Annotated in this window: 11 protein-coding genes and 1 pseudogene; 8 read left to right on the top strand and 4 right to left on the bottom strand. The window is 41.1% G+C overall.

Annotation, left to right across the window (positions count from 1 at the left end):
- Window positions 1–57: 57 nt before the first annotated feature.
- From L6471_RS01060 to L6471_RS01045, 4 genes are all read left to right on the top strand, one after another.
- On the top strand, window positions 58–2,304 hold the full coding sequence (locus L6471_RS01060; protein WP_237797062.1) for a helix-turn-helix domain-containing protein: 2,247 nt from the start codon (window positions 58–60) through the stop codon (window positions 2,302–2,304).
- Between the two features lie 159 nt (window positions 2,305–2,463).
- Window positions 2,464–6,834 carry a pectinesterase family protein gene (locus tag L6471_RS01055; protein ID WP_237797061.1) on the top strand — a complete coding sequence of 1,457 codons (4,371 nt, stop codon included), beginning with the start codon at window positions 2,464–2,466 and terminating at the stop codon, window positions 6,832–6,834.
- A 39-nt stretch (window positions 6,835–6,873) separates the two neighbouring features.
- Entirely contained in the window at window positions 6,874–7,044 is a 171-nt protein-coding gene (locus L6471_RS01050) for a hypothetical protein (protein ID WP_237797060.1), read from the top strand.
- A 708-nt stretch (window positions 7,045–7,752) separates the two neighbouring features.
- Window positions 7,753–8,316: a hypothetical protein gene (locus L6471_RS01045; RefSeq protein WP_094449162.1), complete on the top strand. Its 564-nt coding sequence runs from the start codon at window positions 7,753–7,755 to the stop codon at window positions 8,314–8,316.
- Window positions 8,317–8,330: 14 nt separating this feature from the next.
- Here L6471_RS01045 and L6471_RS01040 read toward each other — a convergent pair whose 3' ends face one another.
- Both L6471_RS01040 and L6471_RS01035 read right to left on the bottom strand, forming a co-directional pair.
- Window positions 8,331–9,035, bottom strand: a complete 705-nt coding sequence (locus tag L6471_RS01040) for a hypothetical protein (RefSeq protein ID WP_006281425.1) — start codon at window positions 9,033–9,035, stop codon at window positions 8,331–8,333.
- The gene (locus tag L6471_RS01035; RefSeq protein WP_006281426.1) at window positions 9,016–9,822 is read right to left on the bottom strand and encodes a metallophosphoesterase family protein; all 807 of its coding nucleotides are present in this window, start codon (window positions 9,820–9,822) and stop codon (window positions 9,016–9,018) included. Before L6471_RS01035 ends, L6471_RS01040 begins: the two co-directional genes overlap by 20 nt.
- Window positions 9,823–10,134: 312 nt before the next feature.
- Between L6471_RS01035 and L6471_RS01030 the strand changes: the two genes are divergently transcribed.
- From L6471_RS01030 to L6471_RS01020, 3 genes are all read left to right on the top strand, one after another.
- Complete coding sequence (locus L6471_RS01030; RefSeq protein ID WP_094449161.1) at window positions 10,135–10,902, top strand: DeoR/GlpR family DNA-binding transcription regulator; 768 nt, start codon at window positions 10,135–10,137, stop codon at window positions 10,900–10,902.
- An 893-nt stretch (window positions 10,903–11,795) separates the two neighbouring features.
- Window positions 11,796–12,860 (top strand): hypothetical protein, encoded by a 1,065-nt coding sequence (locus tag L6471_RS01025; protein ID WP_094449160.1) that lies wholly within the window; start codon window positions 11,796–11,798, stop codon window positions 12,858–12,860.
- A 1-nt stretch (window position 12,861) separates the two neighbouring features.
- Entirely contained in the window at window positions 12,862–13,908 is a 1,047-nt protein-coding gene (locus L6471_RS01020) for an RHS repeat-associated core domain-containing protein (protein ID WP_144263876.1), read from the top strand.
- 158 nt (window positions 13,909–14,066) lie between these two features.
- Here L6471_RS01020 and L6471_RS01015 read toward each other — a convergent pair whose 3' ends face one another.
- Complete coding sequence (locus tag L6471_RS01015) at window positions 14,067–15,032, bottom strand: IS110 family RNA-guided transposase (RefSeq protein ID WP_094447913.1); 966 nt, start codon at window positions 15,030–15,032, stop codon at window positions 14,067–14,069.
- Window positions 15,033–15,248: 216 nt separating this feature from the next.
- On the opposite strand from L6471_RS01015, the gene L6471_RS01010 reads away from it, so the two are divergent.
- Window positions 15,249–15,740 (top strand): hypothetical protein, encoded by a 492-nt coding sequence (locus L6471_RS01010; protein WP_094448727.1) that lies wholly within the window; start codon window positions 15,249–15,251, stop codon window positions 15,738–15,740.
- Window positions 15,741–16,271: 531 nt separating this feature from the next.
- Here L6471_RS01010 and L6471_RS14205 read toward each other — a convergent pair.
- Window positions 16,272–16,406 (bottom strand): annotated as a pseudogene (locus tag L6471_RS14205) (site-specific integrase); the annotation flags it as partial.
- Window positions 16,407–16,488 lie beyond the last annotated feature (82 nt).

The following is a 16,488-nucleotide window of genomic DNA, read 5'->3' as shown; positions in this document are numbered from 1 at the left end:
TTATTCTGATATTTTTATTACCTTCGCCGCGCCTAAATAAAAAGATTAGCTTTATACATGAGAACCTATTTACTAATGATGCTTCTTATGGTCATTTCTACCGTGAAGAGCCAAACTTATGACACGACATTCTACAATGAAGATTCAGGTCTAACCCAATGGCATGTTACTCAAATGCTACAAGACCACAATGGCATGATGTGGTTTTCCACATGGAATGGTCTTAATCGATTTGATGGTAAGGAATTTATTGCATTCAAGTCGAAAGCTGGTGATGGAAGCAATATGCCTACTGATCGCATTCGCGATATGATACTTGCCAAAAATAATGACATATACTGTCGCGTAGATGAGACATGGTACAGATTTAGTCAGAAAGACGGCAAGTTTTATAATCTTACCGTCCGCGCTAATCGTATTCTCAACTCGGTCTCTCACAGACAGACCAGATTTATGAAGGGTAAAGAAGAAAAACTCTTCGAGATGTATGACCGACAGGGTAATTTATGGTGCATCATGAAGAATGGTATCCAAAAACTTACTCCATCACATTCTCCCGTAAAACAATTAGACCAAGTGGGCCATTCATCTCAAATAAGAGCTTTCTTCAAAGATCATAAAGGCCAGATTTGGATTTCTAGTCGTGAAGAAAAATGCATCTATCTTTTTGACCGTTCACTTCATTTCAAGAAATCCATTCCCATTCAGGCCTCAGCCTATACCATAGCAGAAGATGCGCAGGGACAGATTCTTTTGGGTTGCAAACCTGAAGGTTTGCTTATAGGCAATGAGAACGGCTTTCAACGCTGCTCACCACCTCTTGATATCTATGACATCGTTACTTCCAGTCATGAACCAACTTGGATAGCCTCGTTTCAGGGCATTTTCCAACTGAAAGGCGGCAAGTTAACATCCTGGCTGCCACCTACCGCACCCCAAATGCGCTTCCGCAAAATATTCCGAAAAGGAAATGTTCTGCTGGGAGCCACAACAGAAGGACTATTTGTGGCTGATATCAAGAATAAAAAGTTTATTCTTCATCAGAAAGAGGCCAACAGAGTCAATAGTATGAGCTCTTCGGCCTGCATGAATATTCTGGAACACCAGGGGCACCTCTATATTGCCACAGAAAGCGGCGGAGTCAATGAAATTCTCAATACGAATCTGCTCGACAAACAACTCCGGTTCCGACATTTCGACATGTCAATGGGCCTTGCCTCAGACATCGCGCTGTCTATGGTATCACTAGGAAACAACATACTTATCGTAAGCAGCAACAAACTAATCATCCTTAATCCCCAAACCGGCAAGTCTCGTTCGCTTAGTAAGCACTTTCTGCAACGATCCTGCCGATTCTGCGACGCCACCCCTATCCGTCTGGCTGACGGCCGCTGGTTATTAGGACTCCAGGATGGAGCTATCCAGATAAACGAGAAAGCACTTCAGGGCAGCAGATTCCGACCATATTTAGCATTGACAGCCATAAGCATAGAGAATCATCCCACCCTGTATCATGCAGATGCACTCAACAAAATTACACTTCAAACTGATGAACGAACGCTCTCTCTCTCTTTCGCTGCACTCGATTACAGTGATCCCCATCATATCTTATATGCTTATCGACTGGCTGATGATACCGAGTGGCACTATCTGGGGCACAATCGTACGATTACACTCCCAGAATTAAAGCCAGGCGATTACGAACTTCTCATTCAGAGCACCAATGCAGACGGCACATGGAGTAACAATACTCGCAAACTATCAATTCATGTTACCCCTAAATTCACAGAAACAATCTGGTTTACACTGCTTAATCTTCTGACTATCATTACCATACTGGCTATAGGAGGCTATACCTATTATTATATAAAACGCATGAAAAGCCAGCAAAGGGAAACCCTTGAAGCCTATCTGGCACTACTCCATACAGAAGAACAAGAACAGAAAACAGCCCAAGAAAAAACAAGTAAGCCACAACTCTCCGAACAAGACGACGCCATCATGAAACGTGTCATGACCTTCGTTGAAGAACACATCGGCGATACTGATGCCGGTGTCAGTGAAATGGCCGAAGCAGCATTAATGTCAAAATCAAATCTTACCCGTAAACTCAAAGAACTTATAGGACTCACCCCTGGTGATTTTCTTAAAGAGGCCCGCATCAAGAAAGCCACAGAGTTACTAAAAAATACAAATATGAATATATCCGAAATAGCTTACATGTGTGGATTTAACGATCCCAAATATTTCTCCAAGGTATTTAAATCCTCTATCGGAAAAACACCGAGCGAATATCGAGAATAAAAATATCATATACAAGCGCAAACACCCTGTTAATCGGTTGTTTGCGTTTTTTTTACCCATTCTTTTCGTTATTTTTCACCCTATCCCTTGTAGAGTTATCTGTAATTTTGCAACCGAATAAATTACTAATCCTTTTTAATAATGATGAAAAATAACCTAATGAAAATTCTTATGGTTCTTGTCGCCCTTTTGTCAAGTTTTGGGGCACAAGCCATACGCAAGGTTCACACTATTGGTGATTCGACCATGGCCCCTTACGATCCTTCACAAACCGTGACTCGTGGCTGGGGAATGTATCTTCAAGACTTCCTCACCGAGAATCTACTAGTAGCTAATTATGCACATGGTGGATGCAGTACCCGAAGCTTCTATGAAGACTCCCGTTTCTGGGCTACCACCAAAACTCAACTGGCAGAAGGCGACTACGTATTCATACAGTTTGCTCATAACGATGAGAAAAACGACGGTATGGATGGAGCAGAACTCAAGGCTTATTACGAGAGCATCGGTGATGCCCAGGCTTCCAGCGTGGACACTCGTGGAACTGTTCCTAATGGTGCCTATAAGGATTACCTTATTAAGTTTGTCAACGAGAGCCGCATCGCAGGCTGTACACCTGTATTGGTAAGCCCTGTATGTCGTAAGTATTTCACAGGTAACAAGATTCGCCGCAATGGTCGTCATGATTTGGGCGACAGCTACTCTGTCCTCACCTCAAACGGTGTTCTCACCAACCAAAGTGTAAGCGAAGACAATACTCTTATGGATTACCCTGCCATGATGAAACATGTAGCAGACTCTATGGACGTGCCTTTTATCGATCTGACACAGGCTTCTGAAGAATTATTCGAAAAATATGGTGATACCAAGGCCAACGAATTATTCTTCGACGGTAATGGCTCAACCCACTTTAATGAGACTGGTGCTACCATGATAGCCCGACTCTGTGCCCAGAAGATGAAAGAACAAGGTATCCTTGCTGACGATGTCAACCTGACAACTGAACTCACAGCTACTCCTTCAGCCCTCAGTCTGGGTAGTGGCTACAAGGGACAAAGTCTTACCAAGAGTTTTACTCTTAAAGGGTTTGAACTTAGTCCTGAACAGGGATCTGTATCACTGACCACTACCGGAAACATACTGGTATCAACAGACCAGCAAAACTGGAGTTCATCGCTCACCCTCTCGTACGAAGCCGGCATGATACTCGAAACTCTCTATGCCAAATATAATATCACTGATGAGAACGCAGAGATAAATGGTAATATCCAGATAGCACAAGGTGAACAGACTGTCAATGTAGCCGTAACAGGAGAAATCGTGAAACTGGAAACCGGTGAAGCTCAAGACGGGGTAACCGCCACATGGACTCTGGGCGATGGAACCACAAGCTCTACCAACGGAGAACTATCTGTTGCTGGTCTTACCTCTACTGCTACCATGACTATAGGCAGCAAACTCACAGTAGCATCTCCTCAGAATGTCAACTCTCTATCATTCTATCGTGTACAGCCAACAGAGACCGTCAGCGCAGATGATGACAATGCTACCATCAACTTCACTCTCACCCCTAAGAAAGGACTTGTATACGTGCCTACACACATCGCCTTCAAGACTGTACGATTCGGTACCGATGGTGGTCTCCTCGATATCGTTGCATCAGTAGGCGACAACAGTGTGACCATTGCTCAAGATATCAAGCCAGATCGCAACAATACAGGTTATTCAGACCTGAGCTATGATATTCAGAATCTGGTTACTACAGGCGACCCTGTCGTCATAAAATTCTATGTCAAGAGTCTGGGCAATACCAAACAGATAGGTATACGCGATATCGTAGTAACAGGAAATTTCTCTGGTACCGTTGTCGAAGTACCAAGCTATACTCTCAATGTAGGCAATTCTGATCCTGATGCCGGTACGATTTCAGTAAGTCCAGAAGCCTCCGTCTTAGACGAAGGTACAGAAGTGACCTTGTCAGCAACAGAGAACTTCGGCTATCACTTCATTGCCTGGAACGACACAGAAGGCAACTACCTCTCTGAGTCTAATCCTTACACCTTTAAGATAACAAATAACGTAGATGTAAAAGCCGTATGGCAGAAGGCAACTGTTTACAATCTGGACGTCAAACTCACCAATGGCGCCCGTTCTAACCTCGTAAAGATTGAGCCTGAAGGCAATATCGTAGATGGTAAACACCAGTATGAGATTGGCACAGAAGTGAAACTGACTGCCCAGAATAATAAGATTATGACCTTTACTGGCTGGGAGGACAACACGACAACAACAGAACGTGTCATTACCATGAATTCAGACACAACCATCACGGCAAACTTTGCCACTGATGATTATATCGTAGGTTGGGATTTATATGATGATTCACCAAAGACCGAACGAGCAGCAGACTATAAGTCGGATACCGAGAACGCCGGCCTACTGAGTCTGCATAATGAAGAGGGAGCTACCACCTCATGGCTTTCACGCGGATCACAAAACGGACAGGAGAATGGCAAATATGCAGCACGCATCTGGCATCCGCTGACCGATAAATATTTTTTTGAAATTAATTTCTCTACCCTCGGCTACAATAATGTTCAAGTAAGCAACTGCCTGGGTACCGACTATAATTCATACTCTACTATCTATGAGCAGGTATCTCTCGATGGTAAGGAATACGAAACAATAGGTACATTCGAAAATATTCCTGCTCGAGGCTGGAGCGATGTCAAATCCTTCACATTACCAGAGAAATACAGCAATCAACAGAAAGTGTATGTTCGCTGGTATCCTGATTTCGATAGCGAACTGGTAGGTGTTAGCTCTACCAATGACGGCCTTTCTATTGCAGAAATTTTTGTTACTGCAGACCATGCATCGGGCGATGACACTGTAGCACCTACTCTACTCAGCTCTAATCCGGCAGATAAGACAGACGGTGTATCAGCTTCAGGCAATATCGTACTTACCTTCGACGAAAAAGTACAAGTTGGCCAGGGAAATGCAACACTTGGTGACGAAACTCTTCAGCCAACCATAACCGGCAAAACCGTAGTATACCCATATTCTGGTTTATCATACGCCACAGACTATACCTTCACTCTTCCTGCTGGTGCAATTACCGACCGCAATGGCAATGCCTTCGAAGGTGTCAGCATCAGTTTCAGCACCATGGAACGTCAACAGCCAACCGCCAGTGTCTTTGATGCTATAGTAGCTCAAGACGGAACAGGCGACTATACTACCGTTCAGGCTGCTATCGATGCTGCTCCTGCCAATGCAGCTACTCCATGGCTTATCTTTATCAAGAAGGGTGAATATAAAGGACATATTACCATACCTGCTACCAAACCCCATATCCACCTCATTGGCCAGGGTAAAGACTATGTTACTATCAGCGACGAACGCACCAGCGGTACCGGCCAGTATGGTATCGAAGATGGTGCTACACTCGACATCGAATCGGATAACATCTACATGGAAGGTATCGACCTGATTAATTCGTACGGTGTAACTCAAAATAATGGTCCTCAGGCTCTGGCACTCTGCTCTAAAGGCGATCGCCTGATCATGAACAAGATGGGGCTCCGCTCATATCAGGATACCTGGTTCACCGGCAAGGACGATACTCATCGTGCATACATAAGCAACAGTTTGATAGAAGGCGCCGTTGACTTCTTCTATGGCAAGGGCGATGCTATGATTATAGACAACACAATCAATATCGTCCGCAAGAGTGGTGGTTATATCGTAGCACCTAACCAGGGTGAAAACTGTAAATGGGGTTATGTGTTCCAAAACAATATCGTAACAGCTCCTGGTATACCTAGCGAAACCGACGTATGGTTGGGGCGTCCTTGGCATGAAACACCTAAAACGGTGTATCTCAATACCCGTTTCGAGGTAACTATCCCTGCTACTGGGTGGTATCCTACAATGGGTGGTATCCCAGCACTTTGGGCAGAGTTTAACTCTATGGACGGACAGGGCAATCCACTCGACCTTTCTCAGCGCCGTGTAGATTACTACTATTATGCCGATGCAGAGAAGACACAGCTCATAGAAGGCAAGAGTGCAAAAGCTGTTCTTACAGCTGAGGAAGCTGCACAATATACCGTTAAGAATGTATGTAGTGGAGACGATGGATGGAATCCTGAACTAATAACAGAAGCCTGCACTACTCCAGAAGTAACTTCTGCTGATGGTATACTGTCATGGCAACCTGTAGCTTATGCTATCTGCTACGTCGTAACTCAAGGCGACGAAGTGGTAGCAATCACTACCAATACAACCTATGATACTACTACCGCTCTAGCATCTTCAAAAAACACAGAAAGTTATAAAGTACAGGCTGTAAACGAATATGGATCGCTCAGTGAGTATGGCATTCCTGCCACAACTACCGGTATAACAACGATTAAACAGACTGACACCAAGAGTGCAACTGAATATAACATTACCGGCCAGCGTGTATCACCAACCTACCAAGGTATTGTTGTCACTTCAGGCAAAAAGCATATTCAAAAATAACTTATATATAACCATTAAAAGAGGTTTTGTCTTCACTTTTTGAAGACAAAACCTCTTCTTATCGGTCAGAAACGTATAGAAAAAGCTTTGGAAAGCTTAGGAGAAATGATTTTCCAACATCAAGAATTGGAAGATTATAAACATACTGTTGCCGAGAAAATGAAAGAAAATGGTATCAGTGAAGAAATCATCAGGAAGTGCCTGGTGTAAAAAGAGACCTTACTTCTATAAGACTTCATGCTAACACGCTTAATAATCAGTCACGATGAAGGAGATTCTGTCATACCCCCTCAGAAAACCTTCAAGCGACAAACAGAAATCTTTCAAACTTAACACGAATAATCAAATTGAACGAAAAAAGCTTGGAATATAAATAAATTCAACTTATATTTGCAGTATAAAAATCAAAAATATTAGTTGAAGTTTTACATATATTATTCGCACAGACCTACTTGGGAGTGATTCTTAGGAAAGGCCTGATAGATTATTCGCATAAATTTCTTATTATTGAATCATTTTATCTCGTCGGAGATAGCAAATAAGGCGTTAGCTTTACAGCAAACGCCTTATTTACGTTTATACGTATATAAATATTATGATTATCCAGCATAATAATTATAAACTATTAGCAGATTCCTTTTATATCGTGTACAAATCATTATTTCATGATAAGGGATTATTATTCTACCACGTTAAGTGCGAATCAAAGTGAAAATGAACTTTTTTGAGCAATTACTTGGTACAATCATTCTTTTTTATTTAATTTGTACCAATAAAAATCTAAATTATAAGAATAACAACATTTAGTGATTTTCTGCTTTCTCTTGATGAACACACTCCCTCATAGAGACATTATGCCTTATGTCTTCTCATGAGACTATGAAAAAGATTCGCAAAGCACATAAAAATAAGTAGCTTATGCAGGCAAGATTTAAGAAAAGAGCCAAGGTATTCGACATCGTGATTACCGCCGTGGCTGGAATGCTGTCGGTGGGCGTAATGCTCTATGGCGTATTTTATTTCGGACTGGGCGAGGCTTGGCCTGAACTGGTGCTCAACATGTTCTACATCGCCTGTCTGGTGATGATATGGATGTACTTCTTCAACTCTCCCCGTATCACCACCCAGCAGTTCAACTACTGGTGTTCCGTCTCGGTGGGTATGACGGTGCTGCTGCGCGACATTCTCTTTGCACCGCCGTTGGCGTTCTACGCGCTCCACCTGTCATGTCTCACCCTGTCGGTGCTGCTGCTCTGTATGCTCACTTTCTTCTATGCACGTAAGGACTGGAAGAGCTACACCAAGCGCAATCTCTGGGCCATCTGCATCATCGACATGCTTATTGCCGCGCTCTACAATCTGGACATCTATCTGGAACCCACCAATGAGTACACCGACTATTTGCTCGTCGAAATTTGGATCCGTCCCACCATCACCTACGGGCTCGTGGCCTGCTTCGTGACGGAAAGGGAGAATAAATAAACACGAATATCACGTTAAAGGAACTTTATCTTTGCACCGATAGACAAACCTACGATATCTGTGAGCTTTACTTTCTTTTCGGTGATATACGAACGGAGGTAAAGGTCGCAGGTACTAAACTCGTAAAAGAGCGAAATACTCCTCTTATTCGTACGATGCTTCGGTGGAATATTCCACGAAATCTGCTGACCTAAGAATACGTTGATTCGAATGCGAGTAGATAAGAAGTCGTAATAACTCTTCGGATAACGGTCGGGCTGACTTCCCCAGAAATCCTTACCAAACACGGTATTCAGATACAAGCCGCAGGTAAGTGGGTCTACAACTAAGTTTTTCCACGTCTTGATCTGCCAAGGAATAAAAGTCTGTTTCAAGGTCATCGTTATCTTCGGATCGTCAGAATTACCCTTCGGAATGAAACCCATCAGTAAATGGGTTTCCCATTGTTCACGCTTACCATAATCCCATCCGATACCTAACGACACAACACCCATATTGCCATGGGTCTGAAATATACCTTGTGTAGGAATTAAGTGGGCCCATCGCCTATAACGACGTATCACCTTTCTATCGTAATCTGAAAAACTGGTATCTCTTAACACAGAATCATTAAACTGGGCAAAGAGTTTATCAGTATTTACATTCTGAGCCTGTATACTGGCATTCGCCAGTAACAGATATAAAACAATAAGCAGAGATTTAATATTTAACAATTTCATAATAATAGCCACTTGGGGTGATGGTGAAAATAAAATAGGTACGCTTCTCCATACTTGGCATACCATAATACATCAAACCGTCATGAAAGAGGTCATCGGTCTGGATATTATGATCGTGACCATTAAGACAGAAGATAGGATGTAAAAAATTCTGTACATAATACTGAAATGGTTCAGCTATATTATTGTTAAACTGGTCGCTATATGGACGGGCATGCATACAGACTACAGTACGATCGAACTCACTCGAATCGGCTACTGACTGTGCTCTTAGATAATTCAGATCGGGTACCGAAGCAACATAATCGTACTCTGTAGCATTCGTATTAATAAAGATAAACTTGATTCTACCGGCAATCATCGAAAAATTACCCGGTCCATACTTGGTATAATAATATTCCTCACCTGTACCCAGAAAATCGTGATTACCAATCAGCACGACATAAGGCAACTGTAAACCACTGAGTACATCATCTGCCCACTCAAACTCCTTTCGAGTACCCGTATCTGTAATATCACCACAGTGGATAACAAAATCGATACTGTCTTTTCTTCGATTAATATCAGCTACAGCATCGTCTGTATCAGTATACCACTGGTGAGAATCACTCATACATACAAAACGAATCGTATCTTTATCCTTCGTAATTTGTTCTATTTTACTAATATTCGTACTATTAATACCTCTTTCTCCTGTTACCTCCACATCATAAGGATGGGTATCAAAGCAACTGGCAAGAAAAGGTATCATCAAAGCTACGATAAACTTTAACTTAAACCTATTCATAACTATTGTATAAAATTATCTTTACCCTAAATAGTAATATTTTTACTTACCTATTAACCTATAATAAAATTCGGTTACAAAAATAAACTATTCAAGAATAATATCAATGTTCTATTTACGACAAAATATGATGAATTAAGGTAAACTATACTAAATTGCCATAATTTTTTTGCAAAAAGAGAACCATAAAAATAGATTTCACTTAACTCTTTTGTGCTCCGGCTAAGAAATCGCATCGCTAAAAAAATACATGTAGATAGGAGAAAATATCAGAAAATATCAGTATTTTTGCACAAAAAAAGAAAAATAACTATGCTTTTAGCTGCAGAACGAAGAGAAAAAATACTCGAAATGCTTCGCGAAGACGGGCATGTCAAGGTGAGCGAACTGAGCAAAGTGTTCGGTATCAGCGAAGTGACTATACGTCAGGATCTGGAGAAGCTGGAAGAGGAACAGCAACTGCGACGTGTACATGGTGGCGCTATCCTTAATAATGCCGGCAATAATGTTCGCGAATTCTCACTCGTTACTCGTGATCATCAAGATGCAAAACAGGCTATAGCTCGTGAGGCTGTAAAACTGATCAAGAATGGAGATACGATTATTCTTGATTCTGGTTCAACAACTACAGAAATTGCACATCTTATTATGGGTTTCACCAATTTGACAGTGATAACTAATGCCTTGAATATCGCCATGATTCTGGGAAGCAATCCTGGCATCAATCTGTTAGTTACTGGTGGTGAATTCAAATCACCTACCCTCTCTTTGACAGGACAAAAAGCAGCAGACTTCTTTGTCAATCTTCATGCGGATAAAGTATTTTTGGCTACAGCTGGTATCAATATCGAGACAGGACTGACTTATCCGAGTGTAAGCGATCTGGTCGTGAAAAAAGCGATGATTGATGCTTCTGAACATGTATATCTGGTAGCCGACAGCAGTAAAATCGGCAAAAGTGCTTTTGCGTGTCTAGGCAGTCTGTCACTGGTAGATACCATTATCACTGACGATGCCATGACACTGAAAGATCAGGAACTGCTGCTCCGACAAAATATAGATATCATCATCGCAAAATAACGGAATGAATAATCACTCTTGTGCTAAGATACTTATCTTATAGCTATCAATATAGAGTAAAAGTCACTTTTACATATTTTTTCCTATCATATACCCACGAATCTGCCTGTTTACTTGGCACATATATTCCCATTTCATTATCAATCACGGTTCCAGTCTTTTTTATTTCTTCTCCTGAGGGAAAATATTGATTTGGAAGAACACAATAGGTATTTGCAAATTATTTAATATCAGCGATTTGCGTGTTAAACGGTAGAAAAGTGTGTCTACAGATTCTGAAAATGGACAAAAAGATGAAGATTTAACGATTTTAACATTTGTACACCACAAAATCGCATGGTTTGTGCAATGCAGATGTCATTTATCGCCAAATCGGCTCTTTGCGCCAATCACCAGTGAAGCCAAGGCGAGGATAGGTAATGTCAGCACAACTATCAAACATTTGTAGCAGTTTCTCTTTAATTTGATTTGATTTTCGGGCTATACCGCATTATACTGATACAGCGTGGTGGTTATCACTCCGAAAGGCTTTTTTATAGTTTTCTGCCAATGGTGTATTGATTCATTTGTCGCGATACTCTTTGAGGTACATGGGCTGCTTGGCAAGACTTCGGTTCCACAGACAGAGATAATGCGATAAAATGTTGTGCAGCACAAAGAAAGGTTGAGGTCATCATGACATATCCTTAGTGGAATAGAGTCTATTTAGTACCTTTGTCATATAGCGCAAATTTTGTCGCTCACTCCGCAAAAGCTAATTATGCTTAGCAAATTGCGTACCTTGTTCCATCCGAAGCTAATACTCTTAAAAAATCATGAAACATTTGTTTGGTAGTTTGATGTTTTTTTATTACTTTAGCATCAAAATTACTTTATTACAGCGTTAAGGGTAGATGATTAAAATACGTATAATTATATTATTGTTGCTCGTAGTAAACAAGATAACGGCAAATACGAATGATACCATTTACTATGACCGTCCAGAGGAATTGTCTTATGATACTATTCCTTATATGGTAAATGACAAAGCCTTCATGGAGGGATTCAACGAACTTGCTAAGATGCTTGTCGGTGGTGAACCTTACTCTTTGAAAAGGGCGGAGTTTGTTGTGGAACGTGCATATTCAGGAGGCAAAATGGATTATTCCAAATATTGTCACGACATAGACAGTGTAGTTTTTATATTAAAACGATTTATTCAAGTAAACAATATACAGCAGTACAAAACTGCTCCAAACTATGCTTTGTTTGAATACTTCACAAAAGCTAGTCCTATGAATGGGAATAAAGCCTTTAGTTATGACTTTAATGATTTTACTGGTAAAAAAGATTTCCGAAACCTTTTTATCACTAAAGTTATGAAGACGCATACAGGGCAATGTACGTCACTGCCACTATATTATAAGATTCTTTGTGACGAACTTGGTGGACAATCATCACTTGCATTTGCACCCAAGCACGCATATATTAAGCATATTGGTGAAGATGGCAAATGGGTAAACATAGAACTTACCAATGGACATTTTGTACGAGATGAATGGATTATACAAACAATGAACGTCTCAACGGAGGCTATACGTAATGGGGTATTTCTCACAGCTTTATCAGACAAAGAAAATATTGCATTCATGATAACTCAATTGGGAAAGGCTTATCAACAAAAGTATAACTCATGGGACTATTTCCCTTTAAGATGTGCAGATGAAGTACTAAAAATATTACCTCATTTTTGTGATGCTCTTGTTCTTAAGTTTTGTGTGCATCAGCAGTTGGGTTATGCATATCAGAAAAAATATGGGAACGATCACACAGATTACGCATATTACAATTATTCCGAATTTCAGCGCATGATAAATACTCTTGATAGCCTTGGTTATTCACAACAAACAGAAGAAGAATATAAGCAGAGTGTCGAAAAAGCACTGAAGAATATAGAGGACAAATCAAACAAACATTAATATGAAAATTATATCTTTTACAAAACCTATTCAGATTGTTACTATTGTAATATTATTGTTTTGCATGTGTATAAAGGCTTCAGCCCAAAGTCCCTATGCCGTGTTTGGTGACAACTCAGTGATGCTTAATGCAAAGAAAGAATCAGCTAAAAATATTTATCGTGTACATATCCTTGAAAATGATAAAGTGAAATACTTGGCGGATTTCGATTTTGGAAAGGGGGCGGTTATACTAAGTGACTTAAATGGTAATGTTATCCTTCACGATAGTATTAGTGAAAATGCGAAAGCAGTTTTTACAAGTATAGATCCACATGCTGAGAAATATTATAGTATTAGTCCATACAGCTACTGTGGAGGTAATCCGATTAATGCAATAGATCCAGATGGTAGAAGTACTTGGGTTATTAATGCAGGAAATGGAACATATCAAGTAATAGGAGGAAACCTAGAAGATAAAGATAGAAATGTATATGTTTATTCTCAGGATAAAAACGGAAAATACACTATACGAGGCAATTCTATAGGTCAAACTACTTCAATGACATCTTTTTATAATAGTGATAAAAAGTCCTGGGCTAAAGATGCAATAATAGATCTGAGTGATAACAGCGGAAAGGGTTTTTTGAATAGAATGGTTTCTTCTGACGTTACTTTAGATGACTATATGTCTAATGCTAGAACCGGAAAACCGTATGACTTTAAAGTAACAAATGGAACTAATAAGGTAATTCCTAAAATTGACATTTATCGTGGAATGTCTATAGGTTCAACAGCTAATGGCCAGCAATTAATATCATCAGCTCGTGACATTGGTAATATGGCTGCTGGTATTGTGGCTGCCAAGAATGGTATATCATGGTCAGCTGCAAGAATTGCATTTGATGCATACCAATCTAAATGTAGTGGTAGACCTGTAGTGGAGGGTATTTCTACAAGAAATGCCGAATACTACGGATGGAGCATGATGCATAGATATAGTAATACGCATTCTGAAGCTAAAAATGTGTGGAATTCAATATTTGATTTCTTTGACAACCTTTTCTGATAAGCAATGAACTGTAATACGAAAAATGAACATGGTTAACGATTATTAGCACTTAGTGCTGAATCGTTGCCTCTCATGGGGGCTTCTCGCCCCCAACCCCCTCGGTGTTTTCAGGTATTAGATTTTCTATCCTGATACACTTCTGGGAAATGCAGGAGCTACTTCTTTGACGATACATAACCATCGACATAGAGTTTCTCCTGAGTGACAACGGCAAAAGCCTGCCGGATGAGTTTATTTGCTACGGCAATGATAGCGACCTTCCCAGGCTTTCCATTAGACCGCAGACGGTCGTAACAGGCTCTGCACTCGGTGTTGCATCTTAGCGAAGAGCACGCCGCGACGTAGAGTTGACTCCTCAAAGAAGAGTCCCCGTTGCGGTTGATGTGACCTTTGAAATTGACTGAAGTACCGGACTGCTGATAAGTCGGCGACAATCCCAAATGGCGGGTGAGTTGCTTGGCATTATCAAAGTAAGTGAAGCCGCCAGTGGCCATGATGAGTGCAGCAGCAAGGGTGACGCCAATACCTTTTACAGAGGTGAGCAGATCCATCTGCTTTTTGTACTCAGAACGGGCAAGTGAAGAGAGATCCTCTTCGAGATCCTTAACCTGCTTCTCAAGGAAGGCAATGGTTTTCTCGATAGACTTCTTACACTTGGCATCAAAGAACGGCAACACCTCCATAGAGCCTTTGAGGTTCCTTGTGGCAATGAGCTGCTTCTTGAGCTGGCGAATGACTGTACGCTTCTGCTTCAGGGTGAGGATAGCGTCACTGCGAAGCCTGTAAAGGGCTGGATTCATCTTCTCCCCGTAGAGGGCAATCAGGCGGGCATCTATCTCATCCGTCTTGACGGTGGATAGCATGGCACGGGCGAAGTTCTTCACTTTAAGCGGATTCTCCAGGCTTGTCGTGATGCCTGCCTCCGAGAGCAGATAGACAAGCAGAGCACTGTAATTGCCTGTCGCCTCCATGACGCAGTGATGCTCATCCTTGGAGATAGTCCTGATGAACTCATGAATACCTCTGGTGGTGTTCTTGAATGTCCTCGTCTTGCTGTTCTTCTCTGGAGAATAAGCGACAACGAAAGTGTCCTTGCTGACGTCGATACCAATGTAAGTCATAACTATAACGAATTTAAACAAATATGCAACATCGAAACATCTTGGAGCCATCATTACGCATGCGGGGTCAAAGCCCAGTGAACTGTCCGGATTCGGATGTTAAGGAGCGGGGGCTGAACATTGCTTACTGTCTTATGACGAATGAAAAATCGGCCTTATTCCACTTCCTTGATGTTGTTAACGAATGCAAAGATAAACAACTAATTTGAATATATAATGAAAAAAATACATGTTTTTTTTTTAGTACTTATTTCTATTCCTGCTATTCTATTTGTAGGGATATTAGTTTTTTCATGTTTATATGATACTATCTCAGAGAGCAAGAATAGTAAAACATGGTACTGTAAAGACAATAATATGTATATCACCATAGTTGATCAATTCAATGAGAATGATTTAATAATTCTAAATAAGACAGATACTATATTTACTTCTGACGATTTGGGAAAAACATTATATGGAGTAGAATTGCATTTCAAACCAAATAATGACACCGTTTTAATATCTTGTGATTATCTGGCAATTGCAAGGATAACTCCTAAGAAGTATACTATTATTCCCACTAAATTAGATAATACCAGTGGATATACACTGCCTATAATATTTAATAATACTGATATAACTGTGACCGGCAATCCAGACCATTGGGAATTTTACGTGTATAAAAATGGTGAATATACCGATGATATATTGGAAGTCGTAAATTAATATGTGTCTAGCTCTAAAGAAGTTTTCATAGATCAATAGGAATTATCTCCCCCATCCATTCTTTTTCTTCGTTCCATCCCAGTTGGTAAGCTCGTTGTTAGAGCCTCCACCACCAGTGCTGATGCCTCCGCGTCCTCTTGCTGCAAGTAGGAGCGATTCAACAACGGCTTTGGGAACGGTCATCTCTTCACAGGACTGCTCGGTGCGCAACCTGGCAAACTTCACCTTGTACTCCGACAAACCGCTCCAGTCCACTTGTCCCAACAAGGCTTGTGTCGCTTGCATCCGTTGGTCTTTATCCGTCGCATCAAGGTTGTCCTTGAACGTCTGGGCGATGATGCCAATGCGGACGGTATTGTCTTGCTCCTTCGTAAACAGGCTTTGGCTGCTCTTTGCGAATGCAGCGATGGTATCAATGGCATCGGCAATCCACTGGTTAATCTGCAGTTCAATGGCTCTCTTGTTCTGCTGTATGGCATCCCAAAGTTCCTTGATTTCCGGAACATCAAGCATTTCCTGCAGCTGTCCTGCAAGTTGCTTTTCCCTGATACGAGCGTGAGTGGCCTCGTCCCGATAGCCGGGATAGTAGTCGAGATAGAAGGAAAGCTGTTCTCCGCCTTTGATTTTCCGTGTACGGAGGCTCACGGTCTTGCAGATGTTACTCATAATACAACTGTTTATAGTTTTACAATTCAATGAATACTGATAGCTGTTGTCCGCTTTGAGGGCACAAAGTAACTGAATGATG

The sequence above is a fragment of the Segatella bryantii genome (genome assembly GCF_022024215.1).
Classification (GTDB): Bacteria; Bacteroidota; Bacteroidia; order Bacteroidales; family Bacteroidaceae; genus Prevotella; species Prevotella bryantii.
This window is presented reverse-complemented; position numbering and strand designations above follow the sequence as displayed.